The organism is Prosthecobacter sp. GW821-HT29F12, assembly GCF_058803405.1.
This window is the reverse complement of sequence record NZ_CM179517.1, coordinates 4,900,084-4,919,090: the sequence shown is the minus strand read 5'-3', so window position 1 is coordinate 4,919,090 and position 19,007 is coordinate 4,900,084. Positions and strand designations below refer to the sequence as shown.

Below are 19,007 nucleotides of genomic sequence, written 5' to 3'. Positions count from 1 at the left end.
CCTGAAATGTCATTCGCAGGTCAATACTGCTTTTTTCACCCTTGATCCCCCTCTGGAAACAGCGCACGGCTTGCCTCCCCGTGAACAAACCAGCCGTCCTCGATCAAATCCTCTCCGTGCTCAATGCCGAACTCGCCGCCCTCACCCGCGCCGCACAGGGAGCCTTTGCCGCCGCCACGGACCCGGACAGCAAGGCAGAAAACAAGTACGACACCCGCACCCTGGAAGCCTCCTACGTCGCCCCTGGTCAGGCCCAGCGCGTGGCGGAGCTTCAAGAAGCCGTGCGTGCCTTTGGCGCATTGTCAGGAAACACCCTGGATTCAGGTGCCGCCATCACCCTCGGAGCCCTCGTCACCTTGGAGACCCCCGGCGAACAAACCCACTACTTCCTCGGCCCCTTCGCAGGCGGTACGGAGATTGTGCATGCAGGCCAGGAAGTCGTCGTCATCACCCCCGCATCCGCCTTGGGTCAAAAACTCATCGCCAAGCGCGCAGGGGACACCATCGCACTGCGGCCCGGCCTTTCCGCCAAGGTGATCGCAGTGGCCTGATCATGGCGAATCTAGCTCGTTATGCAGAATGCGACTGCACGTTCCTCAAAGCGTCGCACTGCATGGGGTCTGAAGGACCCACGGAGTCAGCCCAGGGCGCCGGAGCGCAGCGACAAGCCCTGGGTCACTTGACCCACGCGCCCGTTTCTTCAGGAAGCGCCCTGAATGGGCGCGGGAACAGGTGCTTTCGCCCCATCATCTCACTGTTCATGCTTCTCCTGGAGGTTTGCCAAATCAAGGACGGCCTGCACTAGCAGTCACAGCCACAGCATCCACATCCGTCGCCGTCGCAGGGATTGCAGTCGACCATGGAACTCCCGCCTCGGGTCCATCCGGGGCGGCAGCAGTCACAGCAGTCACAGCATTCGCAGCAGTTGCATCCATCGCAATTGTCCCAGCAGGAGCGTTTGCGCTGTTTGCGCTCGGTGCCTTCAATGGGTGACTGCACATGCTTCGTGCCTTTCTCTCCTTTTCCCGACACCTGCGCCACCCGCGCTTCCGCACCTGCGATCAGCACCGCCTGCAGCAGATCGCGATGTCGCCGCAGCGGCAGGGCATCAAATGCACGCCGCAGGCTGGCCAGCGCTTGCTCAAGCGCAGGCAGCAACGCGACACGCCGCCCCGCGAGATCAGGAAAGGCATGCAGCGGATTGAACTGCCCGCGTCTCTTGTCCCGCGCCCAATCCTCCCACGCATCCTGCGCGTAGATGAGAAAGCCCAGGCTCTCACCGAGTTGATGCAGCAGAGGCTTGGCACCCGGTGCGCCAGACACCTGCGCCAGGTGCCCCACGATCTCACCGTACGCCGCACACGTCGGCCCCGCGCATGCGTTGAGGCTGGCTGAGGGATGCTCGATGTCTCTTTGCCCGGCCATCCAGCCGCGAACGTCTTGCACAGGAAAACGCATCGCATGCAGCAGGCCCAGCGCGTCGCCGATGGGCCTGTCGAGCGCTATCGATCCCACACGGGCCGCATGGCGTCGCCACCCCTGCTCATCCTGCGCATCGTCATCCAGCTTCGCGCTCAGGCCGCAGACCGTCACTGCGGCGGTGTATTGCAGCACCGGGCTGTCTGCCACCAGATCACGTGGCGTGGCGAATGCATTGCAGCACGTCGTCTGGCACAGCTCCGGCGGTGCTTCCGCCAGGGCGAAGCCCAGCAGCGTCAGAAAAGCGCTGTCCCTGTTCACCAGCCAGCGCGCCCACGCGCCATAGTGACGGTGCAAATTCGTGCCGAGACCGCAGAAATGCGCTCGATACAAAGACGCCGCCTTCTGGCAGCACATCGTGGGACCCGGGAGATGGCCGAACATCGCCGAAGATGGTGCAAACACCTCCGGCGACGAATGATTTTCGCTCACCCCGCACGACGCATCTCCGCGATCCACTCCGGCGGAATTCCCTGCCCAGGCACCGAGCTGTCCGGCTGCCGCTTCAGCCCCACCGTATGCTCCAGCAGCCACTCCAGCCCCACCCAGAAATGCAGCGCATCCAGCACCGGGTTCAGAGCATTCGTCACCGGGCAGTAGTGCACCTCCTTCGGATTCGTGTGGTGCACCGTGTGGTGCTGCGGCGTCTGCAAAATTCGCAGGTCCTGCAGCATCGAGATGAAGCGCCCGTTTTCCCGCCGTGTCCGGTGCGACCACTTGTGCACCTCGTTCGCATTCCCACCCACCACCGCAAAGAGCCACACATGCCACGTCAGGCAGCCCAGCCACGCCGCCGCGATGATCAGCACACCCATCGCCACCAGCAGTTCCTTGTTGCTCTCCCACCACGTGTTCCGTGTCATGCGCCGCGGCAGATGATGATGCACAATGTTCGGCCGCCCGATCCACCGCCCCAGCCACGGCGTATCCTCGCGGATGTAAGCATCCTCGATCCAATGGACGAGTCCGGCGGCAAAATCCGCAGCAAGCACCACGCCTGCCGCCTGAAGGGAGAGTGAGATGAGGTCGTTCATGACCCTCCATCACTTGCCCACAAAAGCACACCTCAGGACATTGATACTCTTGAAGCTTTGATTGAGGAGATCAATGGCCCGACTCTAGTTCGCACCCGGACTCACTTGCCTACGTTGCTCCGTGTAAATCGTCCCTGTGGCGGTTGCCTGACCACAATGCCCCAAGGTGAATCCAAGGGTGACAGGAAGGCAGTCAGGCAACTCATGGTGGTACTGGAAGCATGGAGGTATTCTTGGACACCATAACTTATTTCCAATGGGCGGAATCAGCTGCAGGGGCGTGTGGTCCAACCGATCTGTCCTCGTCCTTGCCACGCTGCCTGATGTTTGACGGGCAACCAGAGGCCATTCTTGCGTTGGAGTACAATGCGGCTGCAAGAGGCATGGATGCTGTCATCCTTGCAGTTCCAGTCAATGATGGTCACGATGGATTCCTCGCCGCCCACTGAAGCGGCAATGTGCAGATCAGACCGCTTGGGTCGATCTGAAGGATGACACAAACCGTGAAGGTACTCATCGGCCATGTTCTCCGGCGTATTCAGCTGAGGTGCAGCTGAAACAGCCGATTTCAAATGATGCAGTGAATCTTCCGACAGTGGAATCTCGATGAACCTATAGGGGCCACCAAACAAATACCAGTAGCACCCTGTTCCGATGAGCAGAACAACTGCGCTCATCAGAAACAGGAGCTTCCTGGTTTTCATTTCAGGGCTGAATCAAAGGTCACTCACTTCACCAGCCTCACCATCAAATCCTTGCTCTCCACACTCTCACTGATCTTCACACAGATCTCACTGACAGTGCCCGCAATCGGCGACGAAACCGCCGCAAACATCTTCATGGCCTCCAGCGTCAGAAGGGTCTCCCCTTCCTTCACCTTTTGCCCCACGCTCACCGCAATGCTCGCCACCATCCCCGGCATCGGCGCGCCCACCTGAGTCGGGTCCGCAGGATCCGCCTTGGTCTTGGTCACCGCATTCTTCGCCAGAGACTTGTTGGTCACTGTCGTATGACGCGGGTAGCCGTTCAGCTCAAAGATCGCCGTTTGCTGACCAGCAGCATCCGCCTCGGTCATGTTGAGCAGGCGCACGAAGAGTGTCTTGCCTTCTTCCAGGCTGATATGGATCTCCTCCTTGTCCTGCAGGCCGTAGTAATACGCCGGCGTTGGCAGGGCGGACACGTCACCGTAGGTCTTGCGGAATTCGGCGAACTTCAGGAACACATCCGGATACATGAGGTAGCTCCACACATCGTCTTCGGTAGGCTCCTTCTTCAGCTTGCCCTTGAGCTCGGCGCGCACGTCCTCCAGCTTGATCTTCGCAGCATGCGTGCCCGGGCGGCCTTTGATCCGCTTGCCGCCTTTGCCCACGATGGCATCAGCCAGCGCATTCCACTTCTTGCGGGAATCCGCCGCCTTGGCCGTCTCCATGCCGTAGAAAGGTTCGCCCAACCAGCCTTCAAACATGCTGGTCACGTCCTTGCTCCACTTGGTGCCTTGCAGATTGATGATGTCCGTCGGCTTCACGCCACGTGCCACGCACTCGATGGCCAGGTCGCCCACGACCTTGCTCGATGGCGTCACCTTGACGATGTCACCGCAGAGCTGGTTCACCTCCGCATACGCATGCGCGATCTCCGGCCAGCGTGGGCCGAGACCCATGCCAATGGCCTGCTCCTTGAGATTCGTGTACTGCCCGCCGGGCATCTCATGCAGATAGACTTCCGCAGTGCCGTAGGGCTCAGAAGTGTCGAAAGGCTTGTAGAAGCTGCGCACCGCAGCCCAGTAGTCGCTGAACTCCTGCAGCGCCTCGACATCCAGTCCGGTGTCACGCGGCGTGTTCTGCATGGCAGCCACGATGGAGTTCAGGTTCGGCTGCGAAGTGCCGCCAGACATGGAGGCGATGGCCGCATCCACCACATCGACACCCGCCGTGGCGGCTTCGATGATGCTCGCGGCGTTCAGCCCGCTCGTGTCATGCGTGTGGAAGTGAATCGGGATGCCCACTTCATCCTTCAGCGCCTTCACCAGCTTCTTCGCGGCAAACGGGCGGACGAGTCCGGCCATGTCCTTGATGCACAGCATGTGCGCGCCCATCTTTTCCAGCTCCTTGGCCAGACCGACATAGTATTTCAGGTCATACTTGTCGCGCTTTGGATCCAGGATGTCGCCCGTGTAGCACAGCGTGCCTTCACAGATGGAGTTCGTGTCCTCACGCACCGCATCCATCGCCGCCTTGAGGTTCGGCAGGTAGTTCAGCGAATCAAAGATGCGGAAGATGTCCATGCCGTTCTCGGCGGCATGTTTGATGAAGCCCTTCACCACGTTGTCCGGGTAGTTGGTGTAACCGACGGCATTCGAGCCGCGGAAGAGCATCTGCAAAAGGATGTTCGGCACCTTCGCGCGGATGTCGCGCAGGCGCTCCCACGGATCTTCGCGCAGGAAGCGCATCGTCACGTCAAAGGTCGCGCCACCCCACATTTCCAGGGAGAACAGGTTCGGCGTGCGCCGTGCCACGCTGTCCGCCACGGCCAGCATGTCAAAGGTGCGCATGCGCGTCGCCAGCAGCGACTGGTGCGCGTCACGCATCGTCGTGTCGGTGATCAGCAGCTTCTTCTGCTTCGCAATCCAGTCGTTGCAGAACTTCTCCGGCCCCATCTCCGTGAGCAGCTGCTTTGTACCCTTCGCCGGCGCGATGCGGTGGTCAAACTTCGGCGTTGGCGGTGCGGTGAAGGCCTTGTTGACCTTGTGTCCTTTCGCGAACGGATTCCCGTTCACAATCGTGTCAGCCAGGTAGTTGAGCAGCTTCGAGGCACGGTCCTTGCGCGCCACAAACTTGAGCAGGTCAGGATTGTTGTCGATGAAGCGCGTCGTGGCCTGCCCCGCCATGAATTCGGGGTGATGCACCACGTTCATGAGGAACGGGATGTTCGTCTTCACGCCACGGATGCGGAACTCGCGCAGACCGCGGTCCATGCGGTCCAGCGACTGCTGGTAGGTGCGCGCATACACCGTCATCTTCACCAGCATCGAGTCATAGTAAGGCGTGATGACCGCGTTCGTCGCGCCCAGCGCGCCATCCAGACGAATGCCAAAGCCACCCGCGCTGCGGTAGGTCAAAATCTTGCCAAAGTCCGGCGTGAACCCGTTTTCCGGATCTTCCGTCGTGATGCGGCACTGGATCGCGTAGCCGCTCTTCTCGATCTTATCCTGCGGCGGCAAGGCCAGCGGCTCCTGATGCACCTGGTAGCCCTGCGCGATGAGGATCTGGCTGCGCACGATGTCGATGCCCGTGATCTCCTCCGTCACCGTGTGCTCCACCTGGATGCGCGGATTCATCTCAATGAAGAACCATTCGCCCGTCTCGTGATCCACCAGGAATTCCACCGTGCCCGCGTGCGTGTAGTTCACCGCATGCGCCAGCTTCACCGCAGCATCGCACAGGCTGTCGATGATCTCCTGCTTGATCCCGTAGCTTGGTGCCTGCTCGATCACCTTCTGATGCCGGCGCTGCACGGAGCAGTCGCGTTCGTGCAGATGCAGCACGTTGCCATGCTTGTCGGCCAGGATCTGCACTTCGATGTGCTTGGCCTTGCCCACAAATCGTTCGAGGAACACCGCCCCGTTGCCAAACGCGCGTTCCGCTTCCGTCTGCGCCTCATCCAGCAGCTTTTCCAGGTCCTTGGACTCGCGCACGATGCGCATGCCGCGCCCGCCACCGCCAAAGGCCGCCTTGATGATCAGCGGAAAGCCGATTTTCTTCGCAGCCGCCAGCGCTTCCTTGCGGTCGCTCACCGGCTCATCGGTCCCTTCGAGAATCGGCACCCTCAGCTTGCGGGCCACATTGCGGGCCGCAGTCTTGTCGCCCATCATGTCCAGAATCTTCGCCTCAGGCCCGATGAAGATGATCCCGGCGTCTTCGCACGCCTGGGAGAACTTCGGGTTCTCAGACAGGAAGCCATAGCCGGGATGGATCGCATCCACGCCCTTCTCCTTCGCCAGAGCCACGATGCCTTCGATGTCCAGGTACGCTCCCAGCGGCCCCTTGTCCTTGTTCAGCTCGTAGGCCTCGTCCGCCTTGAAGCGATGCGGGCAGAAGCGGTCTTCCTGCGCATAAATACCCACCGTTTTCAGCCCCAGTTCAGTGGCCGCACGCATGACGCGGATGGCGATTTCAGAGCGGTTCGCGACCATCAGTTTCTTGATGGGGCGGATCGTGGCAGGGGCAGGAGTTTTCTTGGACATGTCAGGGTTGGATGAATGCGGGCGCATAGTCCCGCGAAATCGTGGAGTGGCAAGGAAGAGGTGCGCTCTTGTGCAGCCCTTTCCTGCTCTCCCAGCCCTCTTGTGGCAGCTTTCTACCCCGTCAGCCCATTTTGACCTGCCTTGAGCGACGTCGGCGCAGCGCAAGACCGCCAAGGCTGAAGAACAGCAGGCTCATGCGCCCAGGTTCAGGCACCACCACGATATTTCCAGACGTCGTAAAGCGGCTCACATCCCAGAACAAACCGCTGCCGCTGATGTCCGGCAGGTCAAACTGGCTGCCATTGTCACCGCTGCCATCGCGCAGATTGGTACCCACTGAAAAGCCGCTGAAATCAGTCGTCAGCACCGTCGCCCAGTCCACCAGATTGAAAACATCCCCCGCATGCGGAGTGTAGCCGCTGGCAAGCACGCTGATGTTGCCTGCCACAGTCAGGGTGCCACTGGCGCCGTTAAACACCAACCGGTCATGTCCGCCCACACCGCTGACACCATCCACCCAGGCGTTGTATCCAGCGCTGCCAATGGCAAATCCGCCGAAGTTTCCGTCATTAGTGGTGGCCGTGGTGATGTCCAGGAAGGTTTTGGAGCCGGAGGCCAGGCTGTAGCTCGCGGTGGACACCGGTGTGAAGGTCAGCGTGCCGTGGTCGGTCGTCGTCGTGCCATCTCCTGCATACAGGTTGGCGTTGGCGCTCAGAGTGAAGCTGCTGCCCTGCACCACCCCCGTGCCCGAGAGGCTGGCATTCGCCGCCACGGTCACTGCGCCGGTCCCGGTCTGGCCCACGCCCGCCTTGCCCACTTGCAGCATACCCGCGTTGACATTGGTCGCACTGCTGTATGAGTTTGCCCCGCTGTAAATCCAGGTGCCCGTCCCCGTTTTGTTGACGGTGAGCGTATTCGACAGCACGCCTTGGATTTCCCCGGTGCCAGAGCCTGTTAGGGTGAAGGTATGGATGGTATTGTCCGTGGAGGCGGCGTTTACATCCCCCTTGATCAGCAGGCTGCTGCCTGCCGCCACATCCAGCGTCAGTGGGGCGTTCGTAGTGGCGCGCACTGTCCCCGCCCAGGTGTTGTTCCCACCCACGTTTTCGATGTAGGGGGTGATCACAGACTCCCCCGTCACGGTGATGTTGTTGTCCAGCTGAAGTCGACTCAAGGAGGTGGCGGTAAACAAAACACCATTGCCTGTGCCACCCAGCGCACCATTGCTGCGCACCAGCAAATTTCCCGCGCTCACGGTAAGCAGGCCGGTAAACGTGCTGGTGCCGCTCAGCGCCAGGGTGCCAGCCCCCGCTTTGATGATCCCTGTGGCCGTGGTGCCATCAGAGATGTTCCCGCTCAAAGTGAGGGTGCCTGTCGTGACCGTAACGGTGCGCGCCGTTCCCGCTGCCGTTCCCAGGCTCACGGCACCGCTGCCCAGATCGAGGGCGTTGGTCAGGCCCGCGCTGAAATCCGCGTTGATCACAATGGCGTTGCCGTTGGCGATCGCCACAGCCGCACCGCTGCTGTTGCCCAAAGTCCCGCCATTGAGGGTGAAAGTGCTCGCCGTGGCACCCAGCGCCGTGGCGCTGTTCAGATTCAGCCCACCCTGATTCAGTGTCAGCCCGCCGGTGAAGGTGTTGGTGCCACTCAGGCTCTGGGTGAAGGTGCCCGTTTTGATCACGGAAAGTGCCCCGCCGCCGCTGCCATCCGCCAGCGTGCCGGCAAACACAGCGTCCGTGGTGGAGCTGATCGTCAGGGTGGCTGCCGTGGCGCTTGCATTGCGCACCGTGCTGGCACCCAGCCCCGCCGTGGAAACCAGCGAGGCGATGGTGATCGAGTTCCCGTTCAGCGAGAGGTTTTTCACCACGGAGGTGTTGGCAAAGGTCACACGGTTGGGGGCCGTGGAATTCAGCGCCCCTGCGCTGTCGATCCGCACGTTCGTCACATCAATGGAAATGCCGCCCGTGAAAGTGTTGTTCCCTGACAGCGCGATCGTTCCAGTGCTGCCGCCCTGCGTGCCGAAACTCAAGGCGCTGCCGACGACGGACTCGCCAATGTTCGAACTGATGATCGAGGTCACGGCGCTGATGTTTTGCGTGATCAGCGCGCTCCCCGCCAGCGTCAGGCCTCCCGAAAGCGTGATGTTGTTGACGTCCAAACGGAGCGCCCCACGGCCACCAGCGCCAGTCCCCGCAATCGTGAACGGCACCTGCCAGTTCCCAGTGGCGGCGAGCACCAGCGTGCTGTTCGTGCCAACATTCACCCCCGTCAGCGTGGCAGAAGGCAGTGAGTTCAGGTTGTTCACCTGCACAAAGAGCCCGTTCGCATCCGCCGAAGTGAGTGAAAACGTGCCGGACAGCGTGGAAGCACTGCCAATGGTGACGAGGGCAAAAGCGCCCGCCGCTTTTTGCAGCGTGATGTTATTGCCACTGAGAGTCGAATTGAAGGTCAGACGCGAGCTCAGCGAGCTGGAGCCGTCCTGCAGGGTGATGGCGGAGCCGTCCGCCAGCGCGATCATGCCACCCGTGAAGGTGTATGAGGTCGGGGTGACAGCGCGGAAGATCAGCCCGTTGGTGTTCACTGTGCCGGAAACGGTGACCGTCCCGCCTGCGCCACCTGCACCGAAAGCCGCAGTGTTCCCCGCTGAGTTGGACCACGTCTGATTCTGCTGGTTGTTCGTCTCATCAAACCAGTTGCTGCCAGCAGCCACCCAGGTGCCGCCGCCGTCTTGCGCACCATTCGTTCCTGTGTTCACATCCCAGACGAACGTGGCCCCATGGGCAGAATGCGGCACCAGGACTCCAAAAAGAAGCACGGACAGGGAGAGACAAAGGATTTTCAGTCGAGACATTCGTGGGGAAGGGGGGGATGAGACAGCGAAGCGCCGGAATCGTTGGAAACCCACTGGAGCACAAATCGGCTCCTCCGCCTGTCACGGATGCCCAAACCTCGTGCGTAGCGTTTTTCAACTGCCCAAAAGCAAGATTGGCCATGAACTTGCTAAACACACCCCTGCGGGCATTGAGTTCCCGTCCGCCCCCCCCCCAACCTTTTCGCATGTCCATCCACGTCGCCCTTCACCATCGCACCAGCTACCGTTACGAGCGACCCATCGAGCTGGGCCCGCAGGTCATCCGGTTGCGCCCAGCTCCGCATTCCCGCTCACGCATCCTGAGCTACTCGCTCAAAATCACCCCGGAAAAGCATTTCCTGAACTGGCAGCAGGACCCCCAGTCAAACTTCCTCGCCCGGGTGGTCGTCCCGGAGAAAACCAAGGAATTCAGCGTCGTGGTGGACGTCGTGGTGGAGATGGCGGTGTTCAATCCCTTCGACTTCTTCCTGGAGCCTGAGGCTGAAAATTTCCCCTTCGACTACGATGCCACGCTGGACCATGAGCTGGCCCCCTTCCTGAAGTGCGGCGAACTCACGCCCAAATTCGCGGAATACTTCACCCAGGTCGAGAGCGAGCTCCTCGCCATGAAACCCTGGCCGCCGCGCACGATTGACGCCCTTGTTACCATCAATCAGCGCCTCTGGAAGGACATCGGTTACACCGTCCGCATGGAGCCGGGAGTTCAAACTCCCGATGAAACCCTGACCAAGCGCACCGGTTCCTGCCGTGACACCTCATGGCTCATGGTGCAGCTCATGCGCCGTCTGGGCATCGCCGCACGCTTTGTCAGCGGTTACCTCATCCAGTTGAAGCCGGACGTGAAATCCCTCGACGGCCCCAGCGGCACCGAGGTGGACTTCACCGACCTCCACGCCTGGTGTGAGGTCTACCTGCCCGGCGCTGGCTGGGTCGGCCTTGATCCCACCTCCGGCCTCTTCGCCGGGGAGGGGCACATCCCTCTCGCCGCCACACCAGACCCGGGGAGCGCCGCACCCATCAGCGGCATGGCTGAGCCTTGCGAAACGGAGTTCGAGTTCGAGATGAAGGTGGATCGCATTTACGAGTCACCCCGCGTCACCAAGCCCTACACCGAGGAGCAGTGGGCGGAGATCGAAGCTCTGGGCCATGCCTTGGATAAAGAGCTGGAAGCCAACGATGTACGCCTGACCATGGGTGGCGAGCCCACCTTCGTCTCCATCGACGACGCCGAAGGGGCCGAGTGGAACACCGCCGCCGTGGGGCCCATGAAGGCCAAGCTCTCGGACATCCTCCTCAAACGCCTGCGCGACCGCTTCGCCCCCGGGGCCTTTCTGCACTACGGCCAGGGCAAATGGTACCCCGGCGAATCCCTCCCGCGCTGGTCCTATGGCTGCCATTGGCGCAAGGACGGCCAGCCCTTGTGGGCTCACCCTCATCTGTATGCCGACATGCAGACGGACTACGGCGTGAACGAGACCCACTCCGCACGCTTCATCCACGCGCTGGCAGAGCGCATCGGCTGCAGCACCAAATGGATCATGCCGACGTATGAAGACGCCTTCTACTACCTCTGGCGCGAGCGCAAGCTGCCGGTGAACGTCGATCCGCTCAAATCCAACCTCAAAGACAAGGAGGAGCGCACTCGCCTCGCCAAGGTGTTCGAGGAAGGTCTCGACAAAATCATCGGCCACGTGCTGCCGATCAAACCCGTGGACAATGGCTGGCAAACCGGTCCGTGGTTCCTTCGTGCCGAGCGCTGCTACCTCGTGCCGGGGGATTCACCCATCGGCCTGCGTCTCCCGCTCGATTCCCAGCCCTGGGTCAAGACCACCGACTATCCCTATCATCACGAGCAGGATCCCATGCAAGACCGCGATCCGCTGCCCTCGCGGCAGCAGTTTGTGCGTGGCATTGCCGGCGTGCCGCCCTCCTTCTGGAAAAAACTCGCGCAGCGCCCTGGCCCTGTGGGTGAGGAAGGGTTGAACGAAGAACACGGCGAGGAAGACCAGCAGGGGATTGACCCAGCCGCCCAGCCGCCTGCCGTGGGACAATCCGCCGATCAGGTCGTGCGCACCGCCCTCTGCGTGCAGCCGCGTGATGGCAAGCTCTTCATCTTCATGCCCCCCACCAAGACGCTGGAGGAATACCTCTCCGCTCTGGGGGCCGTGGAGGATGTGGCGCTGGCACTGGATCAGCCCGTCGTCATCGAAGGCTATCCGCCTCCCTATGACCCGCGTCTCCACGTCCTCAAAGTCACCCCCGACCCGGGCGTGATTGAAGTGAACGTGCACCCCGCCAAGAGCTGGGATGAAATGGTGAACATCACCGAATCGCTCTACGAAGAGGCCCGTCTCACCCGCTTGGGCACCGAGAAATTCATGGTCGATGGTCGCCACACCGGCACCGGCGGTGGCAATCACATCGTCATGGGCGCGGAAACGCCCAAGGACAGCCCCTTCCTGCGGCGGCCCGATCTCCTGCGCAGCCTCACCAGCTACTGGCAGAATCATCCGTCGCTCTCGTTCATGTTCGCCGGCATGTTCATCGGCCCCACCAGCCAGAGCCCGCGTATTGATGAAGCGCGCAACGACTCGCTCTACGAACTCGAAGTGGCCTTCAAGGCCGCATCTGAGGCCATGGCAAAGGGCGGAGAGGTGCCTCCATGGTTGGTGGACCGGTTGTACCGCAACCTCTTCATCGACTCCAGCGGCAACACCCACCGCGCCGAGTTCTGCATCGATAAACTCTACTCGCCAGACAGCAGCACCGGCCGCCTCGGCCTGCTCGAAATGCGCGGGTTTGAAATGCCGCCCCACCCGCACATGAGCCTCGCTCAGGCGCTCATGCTCCGCACCCTCATCGCCCGCTTCTGGAAAGAGCCCTATGAGGCGCCGCTCGTGCGCTGGGGCACCGACATCCATGACCGCTGGATGCTGCCTCACTTCGCCTGGAGCGACATCGAGGACGTCTGCCATGACACACAGCAGGCCGGGTTCGAACTGAAACCCGAGTGGTTCGCCCCGCATTACGAGTTCCGCTACCCGCTCAGCGGCGACTGGGCCACGCGCAACGTGAACGTGGAAATCCGCCAGGCGCTGGAGCCCTGGCACGTGCTCGGTGAGGACAACGGTGCCGGTGGTGCCGTGCGCTTCGTCGATTCCTCGCTCGAACGCATCCAAATCAAGGCGCAGGGGCTCGTGGAAGGCCGTTACGCCATCACCTGCAACGGCCGCACCGTGCCGATGCATCCCACCGGCACCAACGGCGAATACGTCGCCGGAGTTCGCTATCGCGCCTGGCAGCCGCCAAACTGCCTGCACCCCACCGTGGGCGTCCACTCACCCCTCACGATTGACCTCGTTGATCAGTGGAATCAGCGCTCCCTGGGTGGTTGCAGGTATCATGTCGCCCATCCCGGTGGTCTGAGCCACGAAACCTTCCCGGTGAACGCTTACGAAGCCGAAAGCCGCCGCTACGCCCGCTTCTTCCGCCACGGTCACACCCCCGGAAAGATGAAGGTGGAGCCAGCCAGGCCAAATCCCGAGTTCCCCTTCACTCTGGACCTGCGCAATGGCTGACAGGCTGGACGTTGACGCCACATACCCCGCAGCCTAGATTCAGGCATGAGTTCACGCAGTCAGGCCATCCTGAACCAGATCCAGGCGCTGCCCCCTGAGGAGCAGCAGGAGGTCTGTGATCATGTGATGCTTTGGGTGCATGCGGCTGCGGCTGTTACGACGAATAGAGACCCCATTCGCTCAGCGCGGGGGATGTTCGCTGGCAGCAGGTTGAACGACGCCCTGATGAAACATCGTCAGGAGGAGCGCCGCCGTGCCTGAAGCCATCGTGCTGGACACTTCAGCCTGTTTTGCCCTGCTGGAGGATGAAGGCGGAGCCGATGTCGTCGAAAAGCATCTTTTCGAAGCCAGGGCTGGCGGTGTGGCAGTCCACGGATCGTTCGTGACGCTGACGGAAGTCGAATACATCACTCTGCAAGAACGTGGGGAAGAAGACGCCGCACGGGCGATTGGTATTCTCGAGGCATGGCCGGTGAACTGGCATCATTCGGATCCTGCCGTGTGCTCTGCTGCGGCAAAACTCAAAGCTGCGCACAAGATTTCTTTTGCGGATGCTTTCGTCGCTTCACTGGCAAAGAGCCTGGATGCCACACTCATTCACAAAGACCCGGAGTTCCTGGCATTGGCCGGTTCGATGAAGCAGAAGATGCTTCCCCCCCAAATGAAGAACCCAACATGCCCATTTATGGCATAAACATTGCGTTCTTCCGACAAATGGGATGCATAGGCGGGATCGATTCCTACTGTCACCACAATCCCTCCAGCTACCTCCAACCTCGCATTGATCTTTCAATCCCAAAGCTCCACCGCTGCTGCTCCCGTTCCACAACGGGCGGTGATGTCGCGCTTGGATGGTCCTGAGACCCGGGGGCATTACGATGAACTGCGGGATGTCAGCGGCAAAGTGCGCCCGCATTACGAGCCGATCATCGCCGATCTCCACCGCCGGGATACCGCCGGCGTCAAACGCTTGGCAGACACCACCCGCCGCCTGCTGGCGGAGCGTGGCGTCACCTTCAACATCTACGACGACAAAGGCCTCGACACCCCCTGGAAGATGGACCCGGTGCCGTTTGTCATTTCGGCTCGCGAATGGGAGGGCATTGAGAAGGCGCTGATCCAGCGCGCCACCCTGCTGAACGCGATTTTGAACGACAGCTACGGTCCGCAGCAGTTGATCCGTGAGGGCAGCATGCCTGCGGCGCTCGTGCTTGGCCAGCCCGCCTATCTTCGCCCCTGCCACGGCATCAAGCTGCCAAACGCCAAGCCACTCCAAGTGTACGGTGCGGACCTCGCCCGCTCGCCCGACGGTCAGTGGTGGGTCATCTCCGACCGCACCCAGATCCCGACCGGTTCCGGCTACGCCTTGGAAAACCGCCTGATCACGTCGCGATTGCTGCCAGACGTGTTTCGTGATGCCCGCGTGCGCCGTCTCGCCGGGTTCTTCCGCCAGATGCAGCAGTCCCTTGCCGCCCTCGCGCCACGCCCAGTGGAGGAGCCCCGCGTCGTGCTGCTGACCCCCGGGCCCTACAACGAAACCTACTTCGAGCAGGCCTATCTGGCCCGCTACCTCGGCTACACCTTGGTGGAAGGCGAAGACCTCACCGTGCGCGATGACCGCGTCTTTTTGAAGACTCTCAACGGCCTGGAGCCGGTGGATGTGATTCTACGCCGTGTGGATGACGATTTCTGCGATCCGCTGGAACTGCGCAACGACTCCATGCTCGGCGTTCCCGGCCTCGTGCGCGCCGTGCGTGCCGGCAATGTGTCCTTGGGAAACGCCCTCGGCTCCGGTCTCGCTGAAGCCCCGGCCATGATGGCCTTCCTCCCCGGTTTGTGCCGCAAACTACTGGGCTCCGAGCTGCTCATGCCCTCGGTCGCCACCTGGTGGTGCGGACAGGAACGCCCACGTGGTGAGGTGGAAAAAAACCTCGACCGTCTGGTCATCAAGAGCGCCTTCCGCGTGCGCGGACGCGAGGCCTGCTTTGGCGGACGCCTCAGCGGTGCCGAGCGCGCTTCCCTCGCCGAACGAATGCGCTTTGCCCCGGACCGCTGGGCGGCGCAGGAAAAGATCGCCTTCTCCACCGCTCCGGTGTGGGAGGACGGCCACCTCGTGCACAAGCCCGTGAGCATTCGCGTCTATCTTGTCGCCACCAAGGACGGCTACATGGTCATGCCCGGCGCACTCACGCGCGTGGCCGCCTCCATGGATTCCCCCCTGGTGTCCATGCAGAAGGGCGGCACCAGCAAGGACACCTGGGTGCTCAGTGAAGGGCCGGTGGAAAACGTCACGCTGCTTTCCAGCACCAGCACTCCGGTGGAGCTCCGCCGCACCGGCCACAATCTCGGCAGTCGTGTGGCGAATCATCTCTACTGGCTCGGTCGCTACGCCGAACGCGCTGAATCCAGCGCCCGCCTGCTGCGCTCCACCCTCCTGCGCTGCTCTCCGGAAAGCGGCATGAGCGAAACACCGCTCCTCCTTCCCTTGCTGGAAGCATTGAAGAGTCTCACCGTTCTGGATGATGTCCCGGATGCCGCCTCGCTCGCCTCCCAGCAGGAGCAGCTTGAAGCCCGGCTGCTGGAGGCCGTCTTTGATGCCAATCACCCCACCAGCATCCGTTCCTGCGTGGCGCACATCCAGCGCATTGGCGTCTTGCTGCGTGACCGCATTTCAGTCGATACCTGGCGCGTCATCAGCCAGCTTGGCGATGCGCTCGACGCTTACGACAACACGCCGAGCGTCACACCCATGTCGGACGCGCTGAACGTCCTCACCCGCATCATCCTCGAACTCGCCTCCTTCCACGGCCTGGCAAAGGAAAACATGACCCGTGCCCAGGGCTGGATGTTCCTCGACATCGGCCACCGCATTGAGCGCACCGTCTACATTTGCGAGCTTCTGCGCGCCGGACTCCGCAGCGCCGACGCAGAAAACCCCAGCCTGCTGGAGGCCATTCTCGAGGTGGGTGACAGCACCATCACCTACCGCAACCGCTACAGCCTTCTTCCTCAGCTCGCCGCCGTGTATGACCTGCTCATGCTCGACGACCTGAATCCTCGCGGCCTGCGTTTCCAGTTCGAGCGCATCCGCCAGCAGTTCAAGCATCTGCCTCACGAGCAAAACTCCGCGGTTCTCACGCCGGCGATGCGTGTGTTTTTGGAAAACAGCACCCGCTTGCAGTTGTGTGATCCCACCGAGCTCGCCCGTGTCGAGCCAGGAGCCTGGTCGCAGACCCAGGTGGCCAAGCTGCTCACCCAGCTCATCGAGGCCATGCCGGTCCTCAATGACGCGCTCACCGCCGGTTATTTCGCGCATTCCACCATCAGCAGCAGCGATGATGTGCCTGCTGACACACTGTCCACGTGATGAACTACCGCATCACTCATCGCACGACGTACGTCTACAGCTCGCGGGTGGTCGTGTCTCACCATGCCGCGCGTCTGCGCCCGCGCGATACCGAAACCCAGCGCTGCCTGGAGTTCAGCCTCAGCTTTGACCCGGAACCCGATCTGCTCACGGAGCATACCGATTCCTTTGGCAATCTGGTTTCCTGCTTCTCAGTGCAGAAGCTCCACAAGCAGTTTGAAGTGATCTCGCGCAGCCTCGTCTCTTTGACGCCTGTGCTGCAGCCCGATCCCCTGCAGACACCGCCCTGGGAAAGCGTTGCCGCGATGTTCCGTGACCCCGTGGCCGTGGATCTCCTGGACCCCTGCCAGTTCGTCTTCGGCAGTCCGCTGTTGATCCATGAAATGCCGCTGCGTGATTTCGCACTGCCCAGTTTCACCAAAGGCCGCCCCGTGCTCGCTGCCACCGCCGATCTCTGCCGCCGCATCTATCGTGAGTTTGTGTTTGATCCGAAGGCCACCACCATCAGCACCCCGCTGAACGAAGTGCTGGAGAAAAAACGCGGTGTCTGCCAGGACTTCGCCCATCTCGCCATCGCCAGCCTCCGCGCCATGGGCCTGCCTGCACGCTACATCAGCGGCTACCTGCGCACGCATCCGCCCGCAGGCAAACCACGGCTTCAGGGGGTCGATGCCTCGCATGCCTGGGCCTCCTGCTTTGTACCCGGATTTGGCTGGGTCGATTTCGACCCCACCAACAACTGCTTCACTTCCCTCGACCACATCACCGTGGCCATCGGTCGTGATTTCTCGGATGTCAGCCCCGTGCGTGGCATCATTACTGGCGGTGGCAGGCACACCGTCGGCGTAGGCGTGGATGTCGAGCCGGTGGGAACCTGACCAAGACCCTCCAGCCGATGCCATTTTCAAAGACTCCCAAACTCTGGCACAGGCCCTGCTATATTATATCACCTCATGTCGTCACTGTTTAACGACTACCAACCAGAGGGCTTCTTCGACGAAGTGTTTTCCAAATCCGGGAAGGCACGTCCGCACTACGGAGCCATGCTTGATAGTGTAGGTTCACTCACTCCATCCGAATACTCCGCTCGCCAAAAGGCCGTGGATGCCGCGTTCCTCCGCCAGGGCGTGACGTTCACTGTTTATGGTGACGACCAAGGGACGGAACGAATATTTCCCTTCGATCTCATGCCGCGCATCATACCGCAGCGTGAATGGGAGACCATTGAGGCCGGGCTCATCCAGCGCATCACCGCGCTGAATCTCTTCCTCAATGACATCTACCACGGTCAGAAGATCATCACGGACAAGGCGGTCCCTGCCGAGCTGGTCCTCTCCGCCTCGCATTACCGGCCTGAGTTCCGCGGCATCAAAGTACCGCACGGCATCTACATCCACATCTGCGGCACCGATCTCGTGCGCGATGGCAAGGGCGACTACTACGTCCTCGAAGACAACGGCCGCTGCCCTTCCGGCGCCTCCTACATGCTGGAAAATCGCAATGCGATGAAGCGCGCCTTCCCCGGCCTGCTGCAGCAGCTCCCCGTGCGCCCGGTGGATGCCTACGGCTCCATGCTGCGGGAGACGCTCGCCCACCTCGCCCCCAGCGGCGTCTTGGATCCTGCCATCGTCGTCCTCACTCCCGGCATCTACAACAGCGCCTACTTTGAGCACTGCTACCTCGCCAAGCAGATGGGCGTGCCCATCGTCGAAGGCCGCGATCTCATCCTTCGCAATGACCGCGTCTTCATGCGCACCACCAAAGGCCTGGAGCAGGTGCACGTCATCTATCGCCGCATCGACGACGACTTCCTCGACCCCCAGGTCTTCCGCAAAGACTCCCTCCTCGGTGTGCCGGGCATCATCAATGCCTATCGCAAAGGCCACGTCGCCCTCGCCAACTCCATCGGCACCGGTGTCGCCGATGACAAGGCGGTCTACGCCCTCGTGCCGAAGATGATCAAATACTACCTCGATCAGGATCCCATCCTGCCGAACGTGCCCACCCATCTCGGCGTGGATGAAAAGGAGTGCTCTTACATCCTCGATAACCTCGACAAGCTCGTGGTCAAGGCCGTGAACGAATCCGGCGGCTACGGCATGCTCATGGGGCCTCATGCTTCCAAAAAAGAGCGCGCCGAATTCGCCGAGCGCATCAAGAAGAACCCGCGCAACTACATCGCGCAGCCCGTTCTCCAGCTCTCCCGCCATCCCGTCTTTGTGGATGATCATTTTGAAGGCCGTCACATCGACCTGCGCCCCTATGTGCTCTGTGGCGACCGCGTTCGCGTCGTCCCCGGCGGTCTCACCCGCGTGGCGCTGAAAAAAGGCTCGCTCGTCGTCAATTCGTCTCAAGGAGGCGGCAGCAAAGACACCTGGGTGCTCTGGGATGATCCCCTCGACATGCCTGCCGAAACCCCACCCGCCGCCTGATC

At 61.6% G+C, this 19,007-nt stretch carries 12 protein-coding genes; 7 read left to right on the top strand and 5 right to left on the bottom strand.

Annotated elements, in window-relative coordinates:
* The first annotated feature begins 80 nt into the window (after positions 1 to 80).
* A complete protein-coding gene (locus AC3RLQ_RS20260) occupies positions 81 to 551 on the top strand; it encodes a transcription elongation factor GreAB (protein ID WP_493030458.1) in 471 nt (156 codons plus the stop codon).
* Between the two features lie 250 nt (positions 552 to 801).
* Here the strand turns inward: AC3RLQ_RS20260 and AC3RLQ_RS20255 are convergent, their stop codons facing one another.
* The 5 genes from AC3RLQ_RS20255 to AC3RLQ_RS20235 form a co-directional block, all read right to left on the bottom strand.
* A complete protein-coding gene (locus AC3RLQ_RS20255; RefSeq protein ID WP_493030457.1) occupies positions 802 to 1,863 on the bottom strand; it encodes a DUF5685 family protein in 1,062 nt (353 codons plus the stop codon).
* Between the two features lie 44 nt (positions 1,864 to 1,907).
* Positions 1,908 to 2,513 (bottom strand): fatty acid desaturase CarF family protein, encoded by a 606-nt coding sequence (locus AC3RLQ_RS20250; protein WP_493030456.1) that lies wholly within the window; start codon positions 2,511 to 2,513, stop codon positions 1,908 to 1,910.
* Between the two features lie 266 nt (positions 2,514 to 2,779).
* On the bottom strand, positions 2,780 to 3,217 hold the full coding sequence (locus AC3RLQ_RS20245) for a hypothetical protein (protein WP_493030455.1): 438 nt from the start codon (positions 3,215 to 3,217) through the stop codon (positions 2,780 to 2,782).
* A gap of 23 nt (positions 3,218 to 3,240) precedes the next feature.
* Positions 3,241 to 6,756 (bottom strand): pyruvate carboxylase, encoded by a 3,516-nt coding sequence (locus AC3RLQ_RS20240; protein ID WP_493030454.1) that lies wholly within the window; start codon positions 6,754 to 6,756, stop codon positions 3,241 to 3,243.
* Between the two features lie 121 nt (positions 6,757 to 6,877).
* On the bottom strand, positions 6,878 to 9,550 hold the full coding sequence (locus AC3RLQ_RS20235; protein WP_493030453.1) for an autotransporter-associated beta strand repeat-containing protein: 2,673 nt from the start codon (positions 9,548 to 9,550) through the stop codon (positions 6,878 to 6,880).
* A gap of 263 nt (positions 9,551 to 9,813) precedes the next feature.
* On the opposite strand from AC3RLQ_RS20235, the gene AC3RLQ_RS20230 reads away from it, so the two are divergent.
* The 6 genes from AC3RLQ_RS20230 to AC3RLQ_RS20205 all read left to right on the top strand — a co-directional run bounded on the left by AC3RLQ_RS20230 (position 9,814) and on the right by AC3RLQ_RS20205 (position 19,005).
* On the top strand, positions 9,814 to 13,206 hold the full coding sequence (locus AC3RLQ_RS20230) for a transglutaminase family protein (RefSeq protein ID WP_493030452.1): 3,393 nt from the start codon (positions 9,814 to 9,816) through the stop codon (positions 13,204 to 13,206).
* Between the two features lie 45 nt (positions 13,207 to 13,251).
* Positions 13,252 to 13,467: a hypothetical protein gene (locus AC3RLQ_RS20225; protein ID WP_461527596.1), complete on the top strand. Its 216-nt coding sequence runs from the start codon at positions 13,252 to 13,254 to the stop codon at positions 13,465 to 13,467.
* On the top strand, positions 13,460 to 13,900 hold the full coding sequence (locus AC3RLQ_RS20220) for a PIN domain-containing protein (protein ID WP_493030451.1): 441 nt from the start codon (positions 13,460 to 13,462) through the stop codon (positions 13,898 to 13,900). Before AC3RLQ_RS20225 ends, AC3RLQ_RS20220 begins: the two co-directional genes overlap by 8 nt.
* A 144-nt stretch (positions 13,901 to 14,044) precedes the next feature.
* Positions 14,045 to 16,573 carry a circularly permuted type 2 ATP-grasp protein gene (locus AC3RLQ_RS20215; RefSeq protein WP_493030450.1) on the top strand — a complete coding sequence of 843 codons (2,529 nt, stop codon included), beginning with the start codon at positions 14,045 to 14,047 and terminating at the stop codon, positions 16,571 to 16,573.
* Positions 16,573 to 17,451, top strand: a complete 879-nt coding sequence (locus AC3RLQ_RS20210; RefSeq protein WP_493030449.1) for a transglutaminase family protein — start codon at positions 16,573 to 16,575, stop codon at positions 17,449 to 17,451. Before AC3RLQ_RS20215 ends, AC3RLQ_RS20210 begins: the two co-directional genes overlap by 1 nt.
* A gap of 75 nt (positions 17,452 to 17,526) precedes the next feature.
* Positions 17,527 to 19,005, top strand: a complete 1,479-nt coding sequence (locus AC3RLQ_RS20205; RefSeq protein WP_461527592.1) for a circularly permuted type 2 ATP-grasp protein — start codon at positions 17,527 to 17,529, stop codon at positions 19,003 to 19,005.
* The last annotated feature ends 2 nt before the right edge of the window (positions 19,006 to 19,007 follow it).